Annotated in this window: 20 protein-coding genes and 1 pseudogene; 8 read left to right on the forward strand and 13 right to left on the reverse strand. The window is 63.3% G+C overall.

Annotation, left to right across the window (positions count from 1 at the left end; translation table 11 throughout):
• Positions 1-40 precede the first annotated feature (40 nt).
• Genes dmpG through OKW28_RS06685 form a run of 5 tightly spaced genes read right to left on the reverse strand, consistent with a single transcriptional unit; the run spans position 41 to position 5,704 of the window.
• Positions 41-1,072 (reverse strand): 4-hydroxy-2-oxovalerate aldolase, encoded by a 1,032-nt coding sequence (dmpG, locus tag OKW28_RS06665; protein ID WP_429444282.1) that lies wholly within the window; start codon positions 1,070-1,072, stop codon positions 41-43.
• Positions 1,073-1,085: 13 nt separating this feature from the next.
• The gene (locus OKW28_RS06670) at positions 1,086-2,036 is read right to left on the reverse strand and encodes an acetaldehyde dehydrogenase (acetylating) (RefSeq protein WP_429444283.1); all 951 of its coding nucleotides are present in this window, start codon (positions 2,034-2,036) and stop codon (positions 1,086-1,088) included.
• A 25-nt stretch (positions 2,037-2,061) separates the two neighbouring features.
• A complete protein-coding gene (locus OKW28_RS06675) occupies positions 2,062-2,871 on the reverse strand; it encodes a 2-keto-4-pentenoate hydratase (RefSeq protein ID WP_429444284.1) in 810 nt (269 codons plus the stop codon).
• Positions 2,872-2,889: 18 nt separating this feature from the next.
• The gene (locus tag OKW28_RS06680) at positions 2,890-3,840 is read right to left on the reverse strand and encodes a 3-carboxyethylcatechol 2,3-dioxygenase (RefSeq protein ID WP_429444285.1); all 951 of its coding nucleotides are present in this window, start codon (positions 3,838-3,840) and stop codon (positions 2,890-2,892) included.
• A 1-nt stretch (position 3,841) separates the two neighbouring features.
• A complete protein-coding gene (locus OKW28_RS06685; protein ID WP_429444286.1) occupies positions 3,842-5,704 on the reverse strand; it encodes a bifunctional 3-(3-hydroxy-phenyl)propionate/3-hydroxycinnamic acid hydroxylase in 1,863 nt (620 codons plus the stop codon).
• A gap of 220 nt (positions 5,705-5,924) precedes the next feature.
• On the opposite strand from OKW28_RS06685, the gene OKW28_RS06690 reads away from it, so the two are divergent.
• Positions 5,925-6,764 (forward strand): DNA-binding transcriptional regulator, encoded by an 840-nt coding sequence (locus OKW28_RS06690; RefSeq protein WP_429444287.1) that lies wholly within the window; start codon positions 5,925-5,927, stop codon positions 6,762-6,764.
• A gap of 196 nt (positions 6,765-6,960) precedes the next feature.
• On the opposite strand, the gene OKW28_RS06695 is transcribed toward OKW28_RS06690, so the two are convergent.
• The 7 genes and pseudogenes from OKW28_RS06695 to OKW28_RS06725 all read right to left on the reverse strand — a co-directional run bounded on the left by OKW28_RS06695 (position 6,961) and on the right by OKW28_RS06725 (position 13,190).
• The gene (locus OKW28_RS06695) at positions 6,961-7,107 is read right to left on the reverse strand and encodes a hypothetical protein (RefSeq protein ID WP_429444288.1); all 147 of its coding nucleotides are present in this window, start codon (positions 7,105-7,107) and stop codon (positions 6,961-6,963) included.
• Between the two features lie 182 nt (positions 7,108-7,289).
• Positions 7,290-7,607: pseudogene (locus OKW28_RS06700) on the reverse strand (porin); the annotation flags it as partial.
• A gap of 189 nt (positions 7,608-7,796) precedes the next feature.
• A complete protein-coding gene (locus OKW28_RS06705; RefSeq protein WP_429444289.1) occupies positions 7,797-8,492 on the reverse strand; it encodes a response regulator in 696 nt (231 codons plus the stop codon).
• A gap of 32 nt (positions 8,493-8,524) precedes the next feature.
• Entirely contained in the window at positions 8,525-9,907 is a 1,383-nt protein-coding gene (locus OKW28_RS06710) for a sensor histidine kinase (RefSeq protein ID WP_429444290.1), read from the reverse strand.
• Positions 9,908-9,957: 50 nt separating this feature from the next.
• Positions 9,958-10,998 (reverse strand): ABC transporter substrate-binding protein, encoded by a 1,041-nt coding sequence (locus OKW28_RS06715; protein WP_429444291.1) that lies wholly within the window; start codon positions 10,996-10,998, stop codon positions 9,958-9,960.
• Positions 10,999-11,124: 126 nt separating this feature from the next.
• On the reverse strand, positions 11,125-12,510 hold the full coding sequence (locus tag OKW28_RS06720; RefSeq protein WP_429444292.1) for a sensor histidine kinase: 1,386 nt from the start codon (positions 12,508-12,510) through the stop codon (positions 11,125-11,127).
• A 2-nt stretch (positions 12,511-12,512) separates the two neighbouring features.
• Positions 12,513-13,190: a response regulator gene (locus OKW28_RS06725; RefSeq protein ID WP_018423692.1), complete on the reverse strand. Its 678-nt coding sequence runs from the start codon at positions 13,188-13,190 to the stop codon at positions 12,513-12,515.
• A gap of 268 nt (positions 13,191-13,458) precedes the next feature.
• Between OKW28_RS06725 and OKW28_RS06730 the strand changes: the two genes are divergently transcribed.
• The 7 genes from OKW28_RS06730 (at position 13,459) to OKW28_RS06760 (ending at position 20,877) form a co-directional block, all read left to right on the forward strand.
• A complete protein-coding gene (locus tag OKW28_RS06730; protein WP_018423693.1) occupies positions 13,459-14,478 on the forward strand; it encodes an ABC transporter substrate-binding protein in 1,020 nt (339 codons plus the stop codon).
• 39 nt (positions 14,479-14,517) lie between these two features.
• Positions 14,518-15,312, forward strand: a complete 795-nt coding sequence (locus OKW28_RS06735; RefSeq protein WP_026226392.1) for an ABC transporter ATP-binding protein — start codon at positions 14,518-14,520, stop codon at positions 15,310-15,312.
• Positions 15,313-15,328: 16 nt separating this feature from the next.
• Entirely contained in the window at positions 15,329-16,192 is an 864-nt protein-coding gene (locus OKW28_RS06740) for an ABC transporter permease (RefSeq protein ID WP_429444293.1), read from the forward strand.
• Positions 16,193-16,476: 284 nt separating this feature from the next.
• Positions 16,477-17,952: a tetratricopeptide repeat protein gene (locus tag OKW28_RS06745; protein WP_429444294.1), complete on the forward strand. Its 1,476-nt coding sequence runs from the start codon at positions 16,477-16,479 to the stop codon at positions 17,950-17,952.
• 54 nt (positions 17,953-18,006) lie between these two features.
• Positions 18,007-18,489, forward strand: a complete 483-nt coding sequence (locus OKW28_RS06750) for a glycoside hydrolase family 108 protein (protein ID WP_429444295.1) — start codon at positions 18,007-18,009, stop codon at positions 18,487-18,489.
• On the forward strand, positions 18,489-19,181 hold the full coding sequence (locus OKW28_RS06755) for a hypothetical protein (RefSeq protein WP_090807513.1): 693 nt from the start codon (positions 18,489-18,491) through the stop codon (positions 19,179-19,181). Before OKW28_RS06750 ends, OKW28_RS06755 begins: the two co-directional genes overlap by 1 nt.
• A gap of 151 nt (positions 19,182-19,332) precedes the next feature.
• Positions 19,333-20,877, forward strand: coding sequence for an alkaline phosphatase family protein (locus OKW28_RS06760; protein WP_429444296.1), 1,545 nt, complete (start codon positions 19,333-19,335; stop codon positions 20,875-20,877).
• A 1,057-nt stretch (positions 20,878-21,934) separates the two neighbouring features.
• Here the strand turns inward: OKW28_RS06760 and OKW28_RS06765 are convergent.
• Positions 21,935-22,234, reverse strand: a complete 300-nt coding sequence (locus tag OKW28_RS06765) for an EAL domain-containing protein (protein ID WP_429446877.1) — start codon at positions 22,232-22,234, stop codon at positions 21,935-21,937.
• Between the last annotated feature and the right edge of the window lie 35 nt (positions 22,235-22,269).

Genomic DNA, 22,269 nt, shown 5'->3' on the forward strand with positions numbered 1-22,269 from the left:
CTGCGCGCGCGGCATGCGGTGCCGTCGCGCAGCGTCCGGGTCATGAAGCCACTGCGTCGGTCGCGTGCGCGCGCTTCAGATCCAGTGCGACGTCGACGATCATGTCTTCCTGGCCGCCGACCATGCGGCGTTTGCCCAGCTCGACGAGAATGTCCACGGTCTTCAGACCGTATTTCTTCGCGGCCACTTCCGAGTGGCGCAGGAAGCTCGAATACACCCCCGCATAGCCGAGCGCGAGCGTTTCGCGATCGACGCGCACCGGCCGGTCCTGCAGCGGACGCACGATGTCGTCGGCGGCGTCCATCAGCGTGTAGAGGTCGGTGCCGTGATTCCAGCCCATGCGCTCGGCCGCCGCGATGAACACTTCGAGCGGCGCGTTGCCCGCGCCGGCGCCCATGCCCGCCAGCGATGCATCGATACGGTCGCAGCCCTCTTCGACCGCGACCATCGAGTTGGCCACGCCCAGCGACAGGTTGTGGTGCGCGTGCATGCCCGTCTGCGTTTCGGGTTTCAGCACCGCCTTCACCGCGCGGAAGCGGTCGCGCACGTCGTTCATCGTCAGCGCGCCGCCCGAGTCGACCACATAGATGCAGGTCGCGCCGTAGCTCTCCATCTTCTTCGCTTCGATGGCGAGGCTCTCCGGCGTGGTCATGTGGCTCATCATCAGGAAGCCGACGGTGTCCATGCCGAGTTCGCGCGCGTATTCGACGTGCTGCTTCGAGATGTCCGCTTCCGTGCAATGCGTGGCCACGCGCACCACGCGAGCGCCCGCGTTGTATGCGGCCTTCAGATCGTGAATCGTGCCGATGCCAGGCAGCAGCAGGGTCGCGATCCGAGCGTGCTCGACCACGTCGGCGACTGCTTCGATCCATTCGAGGTCGCTGTGCGCGCCGAAGCCGTAGTTGAAGCTCGAACCCTGCAGGCCATCGCCGTGGGCAACTTCGATGCTGTCCACCTTTGCGCGGTCCAATGCGCGTGCGATGTCCTGCACGTTCTGGATCGAGTACTGGTGACGAATGGCGTGACTGCCGTCGCGCAGCGTCACGTCGGAGATATAGAGTTTCTTGTCCATGCGGGAAGTCTCCTTAAGCCTCTGATGCCTGCACGAGCGCCTGCGCCATGCGCTCGGCGGTCGCGAGCGCGGCCGAAGTCATGATGTCGAGATTGCCCGCGTAGGCGGGCAGATAGTGCGCGGCGCCTTCGACCTCGATGAAGATCGAGGTCTTCAGACCACTGAAGCGGCCGAGGCCCGGAATGTTCAGCGGCGCGCTCGCGCTGATTTCGTCGAACTGCACCTTCTGCTTCAGGCGATAGCCGGGCACGTACGCCTGCACCGCGGCGGCCATCTGCTCGATCGACGCCTCGACCTTCGCGCGATCCGCGAGGTCGGACAGCGTATAGACGGTGTCGCGCATCATCACCGGCGGCTCGGCCGGGTTGAGTACGATGATCGCCTTGCCCTTCGCGGCGCCGCCGACCACTTCGATCGCCTTCGAAGTCGTCTCGGTGAACTCGTCGATGTTCGCGCGCGTGCCTAGGCCCGCTGACTTGCTGCTGATCGACGCAACGATCTCCCCGTAATGGACCTTCGCGACGCGCGACACGGCCGCGACCATCGGAATGGTCGCCTGTCCGCCGCACGTGACCATGTTCACGTTCGGCGCGTCGAGATGCGTGTCGAGATTCACCACCGGCACGCAGTACGGGCCGATCGCCGCCGGCGTCAGATCGATCACGCGAATCGAGGGCTTCAGCTTTCGCAACAGCGCATCGTTCTTGACGTGTGCGCCCGCCGAGGTCGCGTCGAACACGAAGTCGATGTCGTTGAACACGGGCAGACGAGTCAGACCTTCGACACCATCATGCGTGGTCGCGACGCCAAGCCGCGCGGCGCGCGCGAGGCCGTCGGAGTTCGGATCGATGCCGACCATCGCCGCGACTTCGAGATGCTTGCCGTGACGCAGGATCTTGATCATCAGATCGGTGCCGATGTTGCCGGAGCCGATGATCGCGGCCTTCAGTTTTTCGCTTGCCATATGAGTTCCCAATCGAGTGCATGCTTTATGCGGAAAAAGTCGCGCGGACGTTGCCGAGACCTTCGATCTGCGCGCAGTAGGTGCCGGGCTCCTTGACGGCGACCATCGGGCCCAAAGCGCCCGTCATCAGCACGTCGCCGGCACGCAGCGGCGTGCCGAGCCGGACCATGCGATCCGCGAGCCAGGCGGCGGCATTCAGCGGATTGCCGAGACACGCGGCGCCATTGCCGCGCGACAGGACTTCCGCATCCTTCGATAGCGTCATCGCGCAGGCCGCGAGATCGATATCGCGCAGCAGGACCGGCCGGCTGCCGAGCACGAAGCGCGCGCTCGACGCGTTGTCCGCGACCGTATCGACGAAACGGATGTTCCAGCCTTCGATGCGGCTGTCCACCACTTCGATCGCCGCGACCGCATACGCGATTGCGCGCATCAGATCGGCGTACGTGTGGCGCTCGTGCAGCAGATCGTGTTCGAGCACGAGCGCGATCTCCGCTTCGACCTTCGGCTGAATCAACTGATCGAGAGGAATCGGCTGGCCGTCGCCATACGCCATCGACGCGAACAGCGCGCCGAAGTCAGGCTGGTCGACACCGAGTTGACGCTGCACCGCCGGCGACGTGAGTCCGATCTTGCGGCCAACGACGCGCTCGCCCGCCGCGATGCGCGCGGCCACGTTGGCCTGCTGCACCGCGTACGCGAGCTCCTCGGCGTCGGCCGGGTTCGACAGTTCGACGAAACGCGGGTCGTCGCGCAACGGCGCGATGGTCGCGCGCGTACGTTCCGATTCGCGCAGGCGCAGGGCCAGCGCGTCTATATTGCTTTGAGTGGTCATAGCGGGTTCCTGATTCGGTTAGACATGGGAAGTCACGGGTCGGGCATGCATCGCGCCGAAGCCCGCGATCCATTCGGGGATCGGACGGTAGTAATCGAGCGACGCGCGATACGGACCGCTCGCGTTCAGTGCGCCGAACGCGGCGATCCACGTGCGGATTTCGTGCGCGGACTTGCCGGCCTCGCGCGTGATCGCGCGGTTGGTCAGACCGTCGAGCGCGGTGAGTTCGCCGTCTTCGAGCAGCTTCAGGAACGCGCGATCCCATTCCGGATTGAGCGGATGCAGACGGCTGTCGCCCGCGGCGAACGCGCGTGCCGCCGCGATCGTGCGCGCCTCACGCGCCGCACGCGATTCGGCCGACGGATTGCGGCCCGCGATCAGACGCTCGGCGACTTCCTCGCTCGCGCCCGCGAGTTCCGGCACCGGCGGCTCGTGCGAGATGCCGCCCGAGCCGATCACGAGCACGCGTTGCTTCGAGCGTGCGAGCGCTCGACCCAACGCATCGCCGAGCAGACGCGCGCGGCGGCATGAAGCCATCGGCGCGGCCACCGAATTAATGAATACCGGCACGACCGGATATCGATCGAGGCCGCCCGTCAGAATCTCCAGCGCTTGCGCGCAACCGTGATCGACCTGCATGCGGTACGAGATGGCGACGTCGACGTCGCTCGCGAGCACCGCTTCGGCAAGGTCGAGCGCGGTATCGGCGGGCACGTCCAGCGGACCGGCGAGGCTCTTGAAGTCGCCGATCGCGCTCGCCGATGCGCCGATGCAAAATGGCGGCATCACGTCATAGAAGAAGCCGTTGTAATGATCGGGCGCGAACACGACGACCAGTTCGGGATCGAACTCGACGACGCGCGCACGCGCTGCCGCATGCACGCGCTCGACTTCCGAGACGACTTCGGGCGCGGGATCGTAATAGCCGTGCAACGGCGTGTGCGAAAGGCATTCGAGCAGCATCGGCATATCAGGCTCCGGCGGTTGCTGCGGTGACGAAAGTGGCGACGGCATCGGGCGCGAACGCTGCTTCGTTGCGAGAACCGGTCACGTCGGCCCGCCCCGCCACGTCGAGATGCAGCTGCTGCGCGAGTTCGACGACGAGTTGCGACACCTGCTGCGGCGAGCCCATGCCCGCGACGAAACGATCGGGACGCAACAGCACGACCGATTCCGGCACTCGCGTGAACCAGTCCTTTAGCCGCGTGTTCACATCGCCGATCGCGATGACGTCTTCTGGCACGTCGTCATGGAAAGACAGCTGCGTGTCCGGCTTCGCGACCACGAAGCAGCCGCCGAGCCGCTGCCAGATCGCACGCGCCTGCTCCGACAAACCGAAGGTCGGTTCCGCGCCCCAGCCGACGATCGCGAAGCGGTTGCCGAGCACATCGTCGAGTCGCACGACCTCGCCGCTCACCGTGCGCACGCGCGGTTGAATGAACATGCGGCCGACCGGCGAATGACAATGCGGGTCGCGTCCATACACGAGACGGCCGAGCCGCGACTCGCGCTTCTCGCTCATCAGACCGAGCAGGCGGCCCGGCGCCGAATGCCCCGAGCGTTCGAGCGCGCGCGCGAGCCAGCCACGCTTGCGCGGCGTGCGCGCCAGCAATACGACGCCGCTCTCATAGCGTGGCATCGGCTTGAAACGCATTTCGACGAAGTAGCGCTTGACCGCCGGGAACCAGTTGAACGTACGCACGAACGCGTCGCGAAACTTGATGCCGAAGCGGCTCGTCGGCGCGAAGATGTCGCCCGCGACCTCAGAGAGGTGGATCATCGAGCGCGCATGCGAACGGCGCTCGGCGGTGTAGCTATCGAGCAGCGCATCGCCGGCGACGCCCTTGACCACCATCGCGAGTTTCCAGCCGAGGTTGCTCGCGTCGCGAATACCGCTGTTGTAGCCCTGGCCCTGCCACACCGGCATGATGTGCGCGGCGTCGCCGGCGAGCAGCACGCGCTTCACGCGGAAGCTGCTCGCGAGGCGCGCGTTGTGCGTATAGACGCGCTTGCGGATGTAGTCGACCTTCTCCGGCTCGGCGACGACCTTGCGGATCAGCGCGGCCATGTTCTCCGGCTTCGACAGCTCTTCCTCGGTCTCGCCGGGCATCACCATGAATTCGAAGCGGCGAATCCCGTGCGGCAGCGCGGCCGACACATACGGGCGCCGCGGATCGCAATGCATGTACACGTGCGGCGAGCCGATCGGGTCATTGCGCACGTCGACGACGATCCACTGATTCGGTTTCGTGCGGCCCTCGAACGGCACGTCGAGGATGCGGCGCACGAAGCTGTTGCCGCCGTCCGCACCGACCATATACGACGCGCGGATCGTGCGGCGGCCGCTCTGCGCGTGTTCCACTTCGATCGTGACGCCGCTGCCGTCCTGCGTGAACGAGTTGACCGTGTGGCCGAACAGCACCTCGACGTGCGGGAAGCGTTGCAGGCCGTCGCACAACACGCGATCGGCCAGCGGCTGAATGAACGCGTTGCGGCGCGACCAGCCGAATTCGTCGGTGCGCGGCTCGATCGATGCGAAGCAGTGACCGTTGCTCGTGACGAAGCGCATCCAGTGATCGGGGGTCGTGTGCGGCAGCAATGCATCGGCGAGGCCGACGGACTGAAACACGCGCAGCGCTTCGTCATCGAGGCCGATTGCGCGCGGATAGTCGATGATCTTGTCGAGCTTTTCGATCAGCACGACGCGCACGCCCTGCAGGCCGAGATAGTTGGCGATCATCAAACCGACCGGGCCGGCGCCGATGATCGCGACGTCGGTGGTGACGGGTCCACTGTGACCTTGCGCGGCCACCGGGTCGAGCGGTTGGGGCATGTTGTCTCCGTATGTCGACCAGAGTGACCGGGTCGAGATATTCACGGAGCGCAGCGGCGGGAACCGGCTGTCGCCATGGCGAAAAATCGCCTGCGGGCAACAGCTTGCGTCTCCATGAAATCGTTGATTTGTTGGCAGTCTAGGACCGGCCACCTGCCCGCTCAACAAAATCTGGAAATTGTGCATAGAATGCACATAGTTGATTTGATTGAGGTTTTAAGTGACCAGATACACGAATGTGCGAGGTCTGTCGCGCGGCTTGCAGGTGCTGCAGGCGCTCAACTCGATGGACAGCGGCCGCGCGACGAGCCAGCAGATCAGCGAGCTGACCGGCCTGCATCGCACCACCGCGCGGCGGCTGCTCGAAACGTTGATGGAGGAAGGCTTCGTGAGGCGCAGCGCGTCGGACGACAGCTTCCGGCTCACGCTGAAGGTGCGCGCGCTGAGCGAAGGCTTCACCGACGACGAACGCATCGCGACGATCGCGCCGCCGGTGATGGGGCGTCTGCTGCAACGCGTCGCGTGGCCGTCCGATCTGACCACGCCCGACGGCGACGCGATGATCGTCCGTGAGACCACGCACCGCTTCAGTCCGCTATCGTTTCATCGCGCAATGGTGGGCCGCCGTTTGCCGATCCTGCTGACCGCGGCGGGTCGCGCGTACTTCGCGATGTGCCCCGACGAGGAGCGCGAGGACATTCTCGATCTGCTGCGCGCGGGCGCCGGCGGCGAGGAGCAGAAGGCGCTCGCGTCGAACGACGCGTTGATCCGCAGCCTCGTGCGACGCGTGCGCGCGGATGGGTTCGGCTCGAATCACGGCGACTGGGCGGACCAGGGGAAGATCGGCGCGGTTGCCGTCGCGATCGTGTTCGAGGAACGCGTGCTCGCGAGCTTGAACGTCGTGTTTCTGTCGCGCGCGGTGTCGCTCGCGGAAGCGAAGCGGCGCTATGTGCCCGAGTTGCAGACGGCCGCGCGGGAGATGGTCGAGGAACTCGCGACGCAGACCCGCGCGAGGAGCGGAGCGGGCAAGACGCGTGCGGGACGCGAACGGAAGTCGTGAGGCGGCATTCGCAACCTTATCAAAATCTTAAGAGATTCATCCGTTAAAGCATCCTGCGAGGCAAAACCTTAACAGCCACTTAAGGCGCGCGAAAAATAGAAGAAATATAGTTCTCAAGCACTCTTGAACGACGCCGATAGACAGAGCGCAGTACTCGTCTTTTACCAGGAGAAAAGATGTCTATTCAGGCGGTTGCTCAAACCACGGCAGGGGCCATGGGCGCGGCAGTCACGTCGAGTTCCGGTTCGACAGCGACATCGACGGTGCCGACATCCAGCACGAGCGGTTCATCGTCAGCAGGATCGACGAGCGGCACCACCTCGTCGTCATACACCGTCAGCATCAGTAGCGCGGCGCGTGCCCTGCTCGCGGAATCCAGCGAGACCTCGGTTCAAACCGCACAGGAAGCGGCAAAGGGCGATCGTCAGGCTCAACACCTGCTCGCCAGGGAGACTGCGGTCAAGGCCGGCTAACTACGCCAACCATTGACCCGCGCAAGGCGTGACCGCCGCTGAACTGGCGGCGGTCGCGGTCGAAGAGCTGACCCGGGTCTTCCATCGCGCCGTCGCTCACCCGGAATTCCGCTTCGATGCGGAAGATCGCTTTCAGTCCGCCGCCGAGATCTTCCGCGCCTTTCATGCCGAAGCGGCTGCCGCTGAACCACGGCTCGCCGTTGATACCCATCGAAATGGCGTGCTTGCCGTCGGCATTCGCATTGGTCTGATACGTCACCACGCTCAGATCCATCAAGCCATAAAGCTGCACGCTCGACTGCGCGTGAACGCTGCTCATCGCCAAGGCACTACCACCCGCCACCAGCCACCACCTGGTCTTTTCCCCCATCTTCTCCTCCGCTCCTTCTGTGTTGAATTGATCCGACATCGGCTTGCATAGCGAAGCCAAGAATAGTCAGAGCAACCCTTCACGCCTCATTCGCGAAAGAGCGGTTGAAGTCGGTGAAAACACTGAAGCCGCGTGAAATTGACGACGGAACACGAGTCGATCAGAGGCGTTTTTGTGGAGCTGTCACTTTTAGGTCGACGCAAACGCTTCGCGCGGTTCTTCTTCGCGCAAGATATAACCGAGTCCGCGCAGCGTCATGATATTCGCGGTCGATGCCGACAGATGCTTGCGCAGCCGGTGAATATAGATATCGATCGCGTCGGCGCTCGGCTCTTCGTCGAGCGTGAAGATCTTGTCCATCAGCGTTGCTTTGGATACGGTCTTGCCCTGCTTCAGTATCAGTGCTTCGAGGATCGCGTGTTCGCGGCGGCGCAGCGGCAGACGTTCGTCCCGCAGCACGAATTCGCGTGAGTCGAATAGATACCGCAGATCGCCGCACTCGATCGACTGCCCTCTGTCTCCCGCGGCCTGACGGCGAATCAGTGCCTTGATGCGCGCCACCAGTTCGCGCGCGTCGAAAGGCTTGACGACATAGTCGTCGGCACCGGCCGAAAAGCAGGCCACCTTGTCGTCCGTCGAGCCATTCGCGGTCAGCATCAGCACCGGCACGTTGTCGCGCTTGCGGCGCAGCCTCGCGAGCAGCTCCTTGCCGCCCATGCCGGGCAGGCGCAGATCGAGCAGCACCGCGTCATAGCATTGCAGACCGAGCAGCGTTTCCGCGCATTCGCCGTTCTGCGCCCAGTCGATCGCGAATTGCTCGACCTGCATCAGGTTCATCACCCAGCGCGCGAGGTCCGCGTCGTCTTCCACGAGCAGCAGTTTCATTCTTGTCTCCCTCTTTTGCGAGTCGAGCGACGTCAGGTTGCGCCGATCCATAGGCGCATCTCGACGGTCGCGACGAGGCCTGCGCCGCCTTCATTCGATTCCAGCATCACGCTGCCGCCCTGCCGATGCGCAATCTCGCGCACGATCGGCAAGCCGAGCCCTGTGCCTTCCGCATGACTCGACGCGCGATAGAAGCGCTCGAACACCCGTTCGCGCGCATCGGCCTTGATGCCGGGTCCGTTGTCGATCACGCGCACAATCGCCATCCCGTTGCGCCGCTGCGTCTGCACCGTGACGCGACCGCCCGCCTGCGTATAGCGCAGCGCGTTGTCGACCAGATTGGTCACCAGCGCAGCGGTCAATGCCTCGTCGCCGGTCACGTACAGGCCGTCTTCCAGCTCCGCGCCCAGGTCGATTTCTCGCGACTGCGCAAACGCGATCAGCTCCTCGAGCACGCACGCGATCGACGCGCTCAGATCGATCCGCTCGCGCACGTTCAGCGGCGCGGCCGACTCGGCCTGCGCCAGCAGCAACAGTTTGTTGGTCAGCGTGGTCAACTTGCGGCTGCTCTTGTGCATGCCCGCGAGCGCTTCGGCAAGCGGGGCGTCGCGGCTATCGCGTTGCCGCGCGAACTGGATCTGTGCGGCCAGCAGCGCGAGCGGCGTGCGCAACTGATGCGCGGCATCGGAGATGAATTGGCGCTGCGTCGCGGCCTGCTGGCCCATTCGCGCGATGCACTGGTTGATCGCCTCGACGATCGGCCTCAGTTCGACGTGCAGACGCGCGACGCGAATCGGTTCGAGTTGCGACGCATTGCGATCGGCGACGTCGTCCTTCACCTTCATCAGCGGCAGCAGTTCGAAGGTCAGGCCGAGGTAGACGAACACCATCGCCAGTACCAGCGTCAGGACTTCGCCGGACAATTGCGGCCGCAGCAGACGCCACACCATCGCATCGCGCGAGCCTTCCGTCTTCGCGACCGCAACGATCACCTCCTCGGTATGTCCCGAGTCGTAGAGCTGCCGCGCGTAGGCGACCGCGCGCGCCGCGCGGCCATCGGCGAAATGCGTGGAATAAAGCGTGGGTTTGTCGCTCACCTGCGGCGGCAGCGGCAAGTCGGGGATGCCCGCGAGCAGACGATGGCCGCTTGCCTCGACCCGATAGAAAACCGTGTCCTGTTCCGGCGATTCGAACAGTTCGAGCGCGGCCGGCGGAATCTGGATCGTCACGGAGCCGTTGTCCCAGTCGATATCCTCGCCGATGATCCGCATCGACGACAGCAACGCATTGTCCTGAACCAGGTCCGCGGTGTTCTGCGCGAACCGGTATGAAATGACGACGGAAATGGAAACGAATGCCGCCAACGGCAACAGCAGCCACCACAACAAGCGTCCGCGCAAACTGCCTGAAAACACGATGTGCCGATCCTCTTGTGCTCGAAGCCACCCACGCGGTCAGCCCGCTTTCAAGGCTTCACGTCATCGACGAACTGATTGGTAAACGTGCGCGACAGATCGATATGCCGCCCCTTCACCGCCGGATTGAAGCTCGACAGTACCTTCAGCACCGTCTGCGGACCGTCGGCTGGCATCTTGCCGTCGACGGTGTACATCGGCAGCGAGGCCTGCAATGCGCTGATATACAGCGCCCTGTCGTTGCCGATGTCTTCTTTTGGCATCTGCGCGGCGATTTGTTCCGCGCTGTGGGTGTGCATATAGCGCAGCGTCTTGACGAATGCGCGCGCGAGTTTCGCGGCTTCGTCGGCATGCGCGTCGAGCCACGTGCTTTGCACGTAGAGGCTCGACGCCGGATACATGCCTCCGAGCGCGGCGCGCGTGCCATCGACATTGCGCATGTCGACGAGTACTTTGGCGTCGCCCGCTTTCAATAGTTGAGTGACGGTCGGCTCGGTCGTCATACCCGCGTGAATGCGTCCTTGCCGCATCGCCGCGATGAAACTGCTGTCCGCGCCGACCGGCAGCAGCGTGTATTGCGTGGACCGCACGCCCGCGCGCTGTGCGAGGTACTGCGTGAGAAAACTCGTCGAGGAGCCGAGCCCCGTCACGCCGAGCGTTTTACCGCGCACGTCGGCCATGCTCCGGATCGAATCGGCCGATTTCGCCGCGACCAGTTGCACTTCGCCGGGCACCTGGCTGAACACGACGATCGTCTTCACTTCCTTGCCGCGTGTCTGCAGATCGATCGTGTGATCGTAGAAGCCGACCACGCCCTGCACCGCGCCCGCGAGCATTTCGTTTTCGCCGTCTATTCCAGTCGGCTGCGACAGCAGTTCGACGTCGAGCCCTTCGGCCTTGAAATAGCCGAGCTGTTCGGCAAGACGCGCGGGCAGATAGATGAGCTTGTTGGTACCGCCCACCATGATCGCGAGTTTCTCCGGCGCGGCGGCTTGCGCAGGCGTCGCGAGTCTCGCGAGCGTGCACAGCGCGAGCGACGCCGCGACGGCGGCATAGGCCGCGCGCGAGAAACGCGTCAAGGAAAGCTTCATTGGGGGTGTCTCCGTTATCTTGTGTCTGGGCGCCGCGCGGGTCGCCTGCCCGTGATTTTGAAGGTGCGAACCCTTCCCGATGCTTTCACGGCTGTGCATGTTGCGCGAACCTCGGGTTTATCCCGATCACTTCGGCGTCGCGCGCGGAAACGTCACGGCGATATGCACACCCTTGCCGCCCTCGCCCGCCTTCAGCGTGATCTCGCCGTGATGGGAGTCCGCGATTTCGCGCACGATCGCAAGACCGAGGCCCGTGCCCTCGGTATCCGTCGACGCACGAAAGAACGGCTCGAACACGCGGCCGCGCGATTCGGCCGGAATGCCGGGGCCGTTGTCGGTCACGCTGACCGTCACCGCATTGGCCGCGGTATCAGCGTTCACGGCGACCGTCACGTGACCACCGCTGCCCGTATAGCGAATCGCGTTCTCGGCGAGATTCGCGATCAGTGCCTGCAACAAGCCGCGATGTCCGAGCACCGGCGCCGCGCCGTGCAATTCCGCGCCCAGATCGATTTCACGTGCCTGCGCGAGCAGGCCGAGATCTTCGACGACCTCCATCGCGAGCGGCACCAGATCGACGCGTTCCATTGCAAGTTGCGAGTTGTCGGCGGCCTCGGCCTGCGCGAGCAAAAGCAGCTTGTTGGTGAGCCCGACCATCGAGCGGTTGCTTCGATGCATCGCGGCAAGCGCTTCGTCGAGCGCGGGATTGAGGCCTTCCTGCTGCCGCGCGAATTGCAGTTGCGTGCCGAGCAGCGTGAGCGGCGTGCGCAACTGATGCGCGGCGTCGGCGATAAAGCGCCGCTGCGCCGCCACCTGCACGCCGAGCCGCGCGATGCACTGGTTGATCGCATCGACGATGGGCCGCAGTTCCGTATGCAGACGCTCGACGCGAATCGGTTCGAGCTGCATCGGATCGCGGTCGGCCACCTCGTCTTTCACCTTCATCAACGGCCGCAACTCGAACGTGAGCCCGATGCAAACGAGCGCCACCGCCAGCGCGATCATTTCGAGCTGGCGCACGAGTTGCGGCCGCCACAGCTGTTGCGTCATCGCATCGCGCGAGCGCACGGTCTTGCCGACCGTCACGCGCACGGGCCGCGTCGCGCCGTTGTCGTACATAAGCCGCACGATGTCGACAGCGCGCACCTGCTGGCCGTGCAACTGCGTGTAGTACGAATCCGGCACGTCGGGCGCCCGCAGCGGACGCGGCGGAAAATCAGGCGTACCCGCGAGCAGCCGCCCATCGTCGACACGCACGCTATAGAACACCTGGTCGCGATATGGCGATGCGAAGATCTCGAGCGCGGCGGGCGGCACATCGACACGCAGAAAGCCGTCGCTCCATTCGACCTCGCCCGCGATCATCCGCGCCGACGCGACCAGCTGATTGTCCTGCACCAGATTCGCGGTGTGCCGCGCGTTGTCGTACTCGGTTTTGCCGGTCACGAACACGTAAAGCGCAAGCGGTACGAGCAGCCACCACAGCAGGCGTATGCGTAGGCTATTGGCCATCGTTACTGGTCGTCTTCCCGCTTGCGCAGCAGATAGCCGAGCCCGCGAAGCGTGACGATCGCGGCCGAGCTGCCATCGAGCTTCTTGCGCAGACGCGAAATGTAGATCTCGACCGCATCCTCGCTCGGCTCGTCGGCGAGCGTGAAGATCGCATCGACGAGCGCCGGCTTCGTCACCGTCTTGCCGAGGCGCAGGATCAGCGCTTCGAGCACCGAACGCTCGCGCGGCGTCACGTTCAGCGGCGCGCCCTTCAGCGTGAACTGGCGCGTGTCGATGTCGAACGACAGATCGCCGCACACCACCTCGCCCGCTTTCGACGGCGACTGCCGCCGAATCGCCACCTTGATGCGCGCGATCAGCTCGCGCACTTCGAACGGCTTCACCAGATAGTCGTCGGCGCCGGCGCCGAGCAGCTCCACCTTCTCGTCGATCGAGCCGCTCGCGGTGAGGATCAGCACCGGCGTCGCGTCGCCACGCTGACGCAGCCGGCGCAGCACGTTCTTGCCCGACAGCTTCGGCAGGTTCAGGTCGAGCAGGATCACGTCGTAGTGATTGGTGCGCAGCAGGCGGTCGGCTTCATCGCCGTCCTGCACGGCGTCGAGCGCGAAGGCTTCCTGCTCCAGCATCTTCGCGAGCCAGTGCGCAAGCGTGGGGTTGTCTTCGATCAGCAGCAGCTTCATGGCGGCAACGGCAAGAGTCAGGTCGTCGATTGTGCCTTAAAACAAGGGGGCTGCGCGCATACCGTGTGGTTTGCCGCATACGTCCAGTGCCCGCCACGAGCGCAGTGCCGATCCGCGCGCAATTTCGGCGCATTTTCGGGTTAACACCCATGTTTTGCGCCAAACCCCGAAAGCTGGCAGAAGGTTTAGCGTTTCTATAATCACCCCCATTGACCCAGAAAAGCGCCGCGCACCACGGTCGCGGCGACCCACCTAAGGAGACTGCTTCATGCGTACCTTGCGCCAGATTGCCGCTGTATCAGGAGTTGCGTTCGCCCTTGCCGCCGCATCGGCCGCCGCTCACGCCGAGAAGATCACGATCATGGTCGGCGGCGCCACCAAGATCATCTATCTGCCGGCCAAGCTCACCGAGCAGCTCGGTTACTTCAAGGACGAAGGCCTCGACGTCGAGATCCTGTCGCAGCCGGCCGGTGTCGATGCGGAGAACGAACTGCTCGCGGGCGCGGTGCAAGGCGTGGTCGGCTTCTACGATCATACGATAGACCTGCAGAGCAAGGGCAAGGAAGTGCAGGCGCTCGTCGTCTTCGGGCAAGTGCCGGGCGAAGTAGAAATGGTCTCGACGAAGGCGGCCGATTCGCTGAAGAGCATGGCCGACGTCAAAGGCAAGACGCTCGGCGTGACCGGCCTCGGTTCGTCGACCAGCTTCCTCACGCAGTACCTCGCGCAGCGCGCGGGCGTGCCGTCGACGCAATACACGATGTTGCCGGTCGGCGCGGACAACAGCTTCATCGCCGCCGTCAAGCAAGGCCGCATCGACGCCGGCATGACCACCGAGCCGACCGTCTCGCAACTGCTCAAGACTGGCGACGCGAAGGTGCTGGTCGACATGCGCAACGTGGACGGCACGCGCGCCGCGCTCGGCGGCACCTACCCCGCTTCGAGTTTCTACGTGCAGCGCGCGTGGGCCGAAGCGCACAAGGACGAGGCCGCGAAGCTCTCGCATGCGTTCGCGAAGACGCTGAACTACATCGCGACGCATAGCGCCGAGGACATCGCCGCGCAGATGCCGAAAGACTACTACGGCAACAACAAGGACCTGTACGTGAACGCGCTGAAGGCGTCGCTGCCGATGTTCACGAAGGACGGCAAGATGCCCGCCGACGGCCCGGATACGGTGCTGAAGGTACTGTCAGCATTCAATCCGTCGGTGAAGGGCAAGCATATCGATCTCGCCAAGACCTACACCAACGACTACGTGTCGGCGCCGGTCAAGACCGCGTCGAAGTAACGCTTCTTTCATATTCACAGAACTGCGAGGCACCCGCCGATGAATCAACCTATGTCACGCGAGACGCCAGCGATCGAAATGCGCAAAGTGTCGTGCCGTTTCATTTCCCCGGACGGCAAGGCCACGATCGCGCTGCGCGACTTCAGCATGTCGGTGGCACGCGGCGAATTCGTCGCGGTGGTCGGCCCGACCGGCTGCGGCAAGTCCACCACGCTCAGCATGATCACCGGCTTGCTGAAGCCAACCACCGGCGAAGTGCGCGTGATGGGCGCGCCGGTGGACGGCATCGATCCGCGCATCGGTTTCGTGTTTCAGGCCGATGCGGTGTTTCCGTGGCGCTCGGTGCTCGACAACGTCGCGGCGGGTCCGCTGTATCGCGGCCGCTCGAAATCGGCCGCTTACGACGAAGCGAACGAATGGCTGCGCCGCGTGGGCCTCGACAAGTTCGGCAAGCACTATCCGCATCAACTGTCCGGCGGCATGCGCAAGCGCGTCGCGCTTGCACAGACTTTCATCAACAAGCCGGAAATCCTGCTGATGGACGAGCCGTTCTCGGCGCTCGACATGCAGACGCGCACATTGATGCAGGACGAGTTGCTGCAATTGTGGGGCGGCGCCGGCTCGGTCGTGTTCGTCACGCACGACCTCGAAGAAGCGATTGCGCTCGCCGACCGCGTGTTCGTGCTAACTGCCCGCCCCGCCACGCTGAAGAAAGTCTACGAAATCGATCTGCCGCGACCGCGCGTCACATCGGAGGTCCGCTACGACTCACGCTTCATCGAAATTTCGCGCGATATCTGGCATGACCTGCGCGAAGAAGTGCAGATCGGTTAATCAAGGAACGGCAAACATGTCTACAACCTCTCAACAGATGATGCCCTCGGGAATCGACGCCGCGTCGCTCGCTCACGTCGAGCGTATTGCGCAGAAGAAGATCCGCCAGCGCCAGGTTCTGGTGATTTCGCTGCGCATTCTCCTGCTCGTGGTCGTGCTCGGCGGCTGGGAACTGTCCGCGCGCCTGAAGTGGATCGACCCTTTCTTTTTCTCGATGCCGAGCGAGATCTTCGCGCAGATCGTCGACTGGTTCGTGAACGGTACCTCGCAAGGACCGCTGCTCACGCAGGTGTGGGTCACGCTCGAGGAAACGGGGCTCGGCTTCATCATCGGTTCGATCGGGGGCATCTTCTGCGGCATCGTGCTCGGCCGCAACAAGCTGCTCTCCGACGTGTTCAGTCTCTACATCAAGATCGCCAACTCGATCCCGCGCGTCGTGCTCGGCTCGGTGTTCGTGATCGCGCTCGGGCTCGGCATGGCATCGAAAGTCGCGCTCGCGGTCGTGATGGTGTTTTTCGTCGTGTTCGCCAACGCGTTCCAGGGCGTGCGCGAAGCGGATCGCTACATGATCGCGAATGCGCAGATTCTCGGCGCGTCGCGCCGTCAGGTGACGACCTCGGTCGTGATTCCGTCAGCGCTGAGCTGGATTCTCGCGAGCCTGCACGTGAGCTTCGGCTTTGCGCTGGTCGGTGCGGTGGTCGGCGAGTTTCTCGGCTCGAAGCAGGGCATCGGCTTGCTGATCTCCACCGCGCAGGGCGCGTTCAATGCGGCCGGCGTGTTCGCGGCGATGATCGTGCTGGCGGTGGTCGCGCTTGCCGCCGACTACCTGCTGACCGCGGTGGAGAATCGATTGTTGAAGTGGCGGCCGAGTTCGGTTTAAGCCACGGCAGCGCAGAGACCACAAACAGTAGTTCGCTTCACCGATGCCGCTCAGTCTTCTGGACTGAGCGGCATTTTTATTTGCTAACGCACATCCTGTCTCCCGCCAGCAAACTGTTTTTCGCAATACGTTGGCCACCTCGCAACACTTTCTTCTTTCAATCCCCCACCAGAAGCCAACATCCGGCTGCCAGCCCGTTCCATGCGCTATGGCACGCTCGATGCGTACCACCGCGCAAGTCAGGCGATTGCCAACATCGAACGCGGATCGAAGCGAGGTGAGTCATGTCGAGTGCACAGAGTCAACGTCGGTCAACCAACGGGTACGGCGGCCCGTTCATGCGCGCCAACACCGCGAATCGCCGCGATCGTCGTCATTCGAGCGGATTCGTGCTGTTCGGCTTGCACACCGCCGGCGTGATCGGCCGCGGACCGAAACGCCTCTGGCCGTATGTCCTGCCCTGGTTGTTTCTCCTACTGACGATCGGTTCCATCTGCCTCGTCGTGCGCGGCGTGCTCACGCGTCAATTGCTGGTACCGCCGGTGGAGACACCGCAAACGCTGACCGAGCGCGGCTATACGGCGAACTTTCTCGCCGAGCGGATCATGTCGGCGATGAAGGAAATCGGCCAGGATGCCGAATCGATTCCGCACGACACGATGACCAGCAACGACGCGCAGCAGGACATCCAGATTCCGGGTCAGGAAATGTCGTATGCGACGACGGTGCGCTTCATCAAAGGCGTGCTCCAACGCGACGATGTCGCCGTGCACATCGGCATCACGAAGACGAATAGCAGCGCGGATTCATACGTCGCGCACGTGCAGATAGAACACGGACCGTTCAACGGCCGCGAAAGCACGGTGCCGTTCGAAGGGCGCGACCTCGAAAAGCTCGTGCGCGACATCGCAATCACGGCGATGCGCCTCGCCGAACCTAACATCCTCGCCAGTCATCTGTTCACGCAGGTGCAAAAGACCAAATGCTCGCTCGCGCAATGCGACTATCGCGAGATCGTCGGGATCTATGACGAAGTCCTCGCGTTGCCCTCATCCGAGCAAGCCCAATGGGCAGTCGCGGGCAAGGCGTGGTTGCTCGACAGTCAGCAGCGCTCGAATGAAGCCGAGCAGCAGATCCGTGAAGCATTGACCCAATACAAGCACTCGGCGGTGCTGCGCGCGAGTCTCGGCATTGCGCTCGAACAGCAGAACCGCATCGACGATGCGCTAAAGGAACTGCGGGCCGGCGCGAAGGAAAAGTCGCGCACCGCTGAAAACCTGCGACTGCTCGGCGACGTGCTGTTGCATTCGAAGAAGCACGATCGCGAAGCACTCGAAGCATTCAGGCAGGCTGCCAAGATGAACCCCGACTCCGTCGACACGCTGCACGACTGGGCCGAGGCGCTCGTCAAAACCGGCCACGACGACGAAGCGATCGACAAGCTGTCGCACGCCGTCGCGTTGCGTCCCGATCTCGCGCCGTCCTATGTGGAATGGGGCCACGCGCTGGAACACAAAGGCGCGCTGCGCGAGGCCGCGCGTAAGTATGCACAGGCATTGCAGCTTGACGCCGGCACGTTGTCGGCGCGCGAACGCGAGCTGGCGCTCTCGACGGACGCATCGCCCGACGAAGCCGACACCCGGACATCGAGGCCTGACCTGCGCGTCAAGCCCGTTTCGAATCCCATGACGTCGTACCCGCTTCGGGCATCGCTCGATACGGTACGCGACGCCGTAGGGCGGGCGATGCGAGCGGCCTGAGCCGCGCGCATTCGCCATTTGAGTTGGCAACACAGCCGAACAGGAGACAGTTCGATGGACAGCTTCGAAGATGCATTCAAAGCCTTGATCGGAAACGAAGGCGGGTACAGTTTCAATCCGGCCGATCCCGGCGGCGAAACGATGTGGGGTGTGACAGCGCGCGTCGCGCGCAGTGAGGGCTATAACGGCGCGATGAAAGACCTGCCGCTCGATACCGCCCATCAGATCGCCAAGCGCAGGTACTGGGACCCGTTGCATCTCGACGAACTCGATCCGCGCGTGGCTTTCCAGATTTTCGATGCGAACTACAACGGCGGCCTCGTCGTGCTGTGGATGCAGAAAGCGGCCGGCGCCAGGGAAGACGGCAAGTTCGGCCCCGACACGCTCGATGCGGTCAAGAACGCCGATCCGATGAAGTTCGTGATGCGCTTCGCCGCGTATCGTCTGCGGTACCTGCGGAACCTGCATTCGTGGCCGAATTTCAGCCGCGGCTGGACCGAACGCATGGCAGCCAATCTTCTCCTGGGAGCAGCATGATGGACTGGTCTAAAGTAGCCAAAAATATCAACAGCACCGCCCCGCTTCTCGCCGGGCTCGTAGGGGGGCCGGTCGGCCTCGGCGTGACCGCTGCCGCCGCGATCATCTCGCACGCGCTCGGCACGCCGAGCGACCCGGCCTTCGTGGAACCCGCGTTGAACGACCCCGGCGCACTCGAAAAACTTCGCCAGGCCGAAAGCGCGAACTCGCTGCAATTGCAGCAGTTGATGGTGACGGCCGCGCAGTCGAGCCTCGCGCACGACGCCGACATGGCCCGCATCGCCACGAGCGACACCGCGAATGCACGCGCGATGGGTGTCGCCAATCGCGACTGGGTCCCGAAGGTGCTCGCGATGGCCGTCACCACCGGCTTCTTCGGCATTTTGCTGCTGATGGCGTTCCAGCCTTTGCCGGGTACCAACAAGGATCTCGTCAACGTGATCGTCGGCGCGTTGGGAACCGCGTGGATCAGCATCATCGGCTATTACTTCGGCACGTCGGTCGGCTCGATGCGCAAGACCGAGCTGCTCGCGAAGCCGAGCGTGCCGATCACGGCCGATAGCGCGTTGACGTTGCGCGAACCGGCGTCGCAGTCGGGAGCGCACGCACCGGCGGCGGCCGCGCCGTCCGGCGACCACTTCCCATCGTTCGCGCCGGGCGGACAAGGTCCGATCTTCTCGGGCGGCAGTTGAGTCGATGCTACGTTAAGCGAATCATGCACGCGACGAAGTACATTGACCGTCGCGTGCATGTCCGCATCAAAGCAGGGCTCTTTCGCCAGCGCGCGTTTTGCGCTAAGTTGGCAAAGCGAAGTCCATCCCATCCCGAGTGGAGCGATAAAAGATGAGTGACGTCAAGCAGAACACGCAGAACGATCCGATCGAACACGTCGTGCTGCTGCTGATGGAGAATCATTCGTTCGACCAGATGCTCGGCTGCCTCGACGCCGTGCACGACAAACTGGACGGCGTACGCAACGCGGCCGGCAAATCGAACGCCGACGGTCAAGGCCACACCTTCTATCCGCGTGAAACGCGCGAGCGGCAGATGAAGCAAGATCCGAATCACGAGCACAAGGCCGTGATGGAACAGATCGCCGCCGACAACAGCGGTTTCGTGCGTACGTTCGTGAACGACTACCCGAAGAGTAGCCTCGCCGCGCGGCAAGACGTGATGGGCTATTACCCGCTCGGCTTTCTGCCCGCGCTGCACACGCTCGGTTCGCAATTCACCGTGTGCGACCGGTGGTTCTCGTCATTGCCGGGGCCGACGTGGCCCAACCGTTTTTTCGCGCTGACGGGTACGTCGAAAGGCGAGATCGAAATGCCTTCGGGACTCGACGGGCTCAATCCGCACTGGTACACCGAGCAGGATCAGGACACGATTTTCGATCGGCTGAACGCCGCGCGCAAAACGTGGAGCGTCTATTTCTACGACTTCCCCGCCTCGTTGCTGCTGAAGAACCAGCGACGCGCGGAAAACCTCGCGAATTACCGCTCTTTCGATAAATTCTTCGAGGACGCAGCGGGACCCGCCAGTCAGTTTCCGCAATTCGTACTGATCGAGCCGAAGTACTTCGGCGAAGCGCAGAACGACGATCATCCGCCGCACAACATCATGAAGGCAGAGAAGCTGATCGCGGATACCTACAATGCGCTGCGCTCGAATCAGGCGCTGTGGGAGCGCACGTTACTGGTGGTCCTCTACGATGAGCACGGCGGTTTCTACGACCACGTATCGCCGCCGGCCGACGTGCTCGCACCCGACGACCACACCGCGAGCTTCGATTTCAAACGACTCGGCGTGCGTGTTCCCGCCATCCTGGTGTCACCGTGGTGCGAAGCCGGCGTGTGCAACGAACGATTCGATCATTGCAGCCTGCTGAAGTACCTGTGCGACAAGTGGCAAATGCCACCGCTCGGCAAGCGCACCGAGGCGTCCGCGAACCTCGGTGTGGCGATTCGCCGTGGCGGCGCCGCGCGCACCGATACGCCGCCGTTTATTCGCGTGCCCAATCAATCGCTGATTGCGCAGCACGTCGAACTGGAGCGCAAATCGTCGAATGGCAATCAACATGGCCTGCATCATTTCGCCGACTATCTGCACGCGGAACTGGACCGGCTCGCCGCCGAGGCGGTCGAGGCGGCCGCGCAACTGGCACGCACCGGCAACGCATGGGTGCGCTTCAAGAGCGCGTTGGGCTCGCTGATGATGAGTCTCGGCCAGTGGCTCAGCAAGGACTTCTACGACGCACGCGACCAACGCGATGCACGCACGAGCCAGGCGTTCACGCGCTTGCGGCAATCGGTCCGTGAGGCGACGCCGGGCATCGCGCGAAACGATGCGGAAGAAACGGCCTCGTCCGTCAATCCGGTCTCGGAGAAATAGCACGCCGCAAAGCGGTGGTAGTGCGGAACGTTGCCGGATGCCAGAGTTCGTGAAATCGGGGACCTTGGATTTCTTCGACGATTTCAATAGTCTTGACGCAGTGGCCGGTTGGCAGTGACGGTATCAGTGAAGCGGACGGTTGAATCCGCCCGCAGTACCCGCCGCTCGGGCAGGCCGGCTCCGTCTTGTTGTACTGCGATATGTTTGTTCGACGCCCGGCCCGCTTCATCGTCTCGATGATATACACGAGTATAAGAGCTCGACGCTCACGTACGACTGCGGCAACCGTTCGTAGAATGGCCGTCTTGGGACCATCCGCATATCATGGTTCCATGGACGGTGCGATTGTCATTTAGCAGGCGAGGATCGAATCGGCAGGTCTTAGTTTGGACGCTTGTGAACTGTTGTAGGACATCACCCGGCCAACGCGTTGACACAATGAGTCTCCTCAGGTTCCTGCCTCCCCACCCCTGGGAAAAACGGAACCTCCTTCGAAGCCGGCTTCCGCCGGCTTTTTTTACCGAGCGGTCAGCGAGCGGCGGAAAGCGCCTGCCACCGGTAGACAGGCGCAGACCCCGGCCAGGTACGGCGCGTCGACCTCGACCTCGGGCCGAGGTTTCAACGTCGGCTGAGGTACAAGCCATTGATTTGTTGCACATCGACGACGGCCAGAGCCAGGTACTGGCCGGCCAGGATTGCCCAATGAAGTTCGAGCTGCGGGGCATAAGGAGAGGAATACGATGAAAAAGTTTGGATACCCCCGCTTCACCGCCATCGAGCTGTGGGTCCTCGCCGTCTCCATCGTCATCGCAGTCGGAGTACAGATATGAGTGTAGCGCCCACGCCAGCGCATCGCTCGTGCCTCCCTCCGAACGACTTTTCCGACTGTCTGCTCCGCCCGGCCTTTGCGGCCGTTGGCGCCCCGTCCGATCGCAGCCTGTCCAATGGCTGCTCCCGAAAACTCGGAGGACTGAGGTCGAACTGTTTTCGACCGTTCGAGACTACCGTGACCGGGGTTCGTTTCTCGATACCTGGCATACACTCGTTCGGCGATAGCTCACGATTCGTCGCGCACCTCCTGGTGAGCCGCCTCCCTGGCTGTCGGCCACACCCGCTCCTCAAATTGATCAGACGGAACCGGCTCCGAATACAAAAAGCCTTGCGCAAAGTCACAACCCACGGCGGCGAGAAAATCACGTTGATCCGTCGTCTCGACCCCCTCGGCAATAACCTGCAATCCCAACTTGTGAGCGAGCATGACCATTGCTTCGCAGAGCGCCTGATTGCCGCCGTCGAAGCCGAGGTTCTGTACGAATGAACGGTCGATCTTGAGATAATCGATGTCGAAGCGCTTCAGATAGGCTAAGGACGAGTAACCCGGTCCCGAAGTCG

Source organism: Paraburkholderia sp. 40, assembly GCF_050434105.1.
Classification (GTDB): domain Bacteria; phylum Pseudomonadota; class Gammaproteobacteria; order Burkholderiales; family Burkholderiaceae; genus Paraburkholderia; species Paraburkholderia tuberum.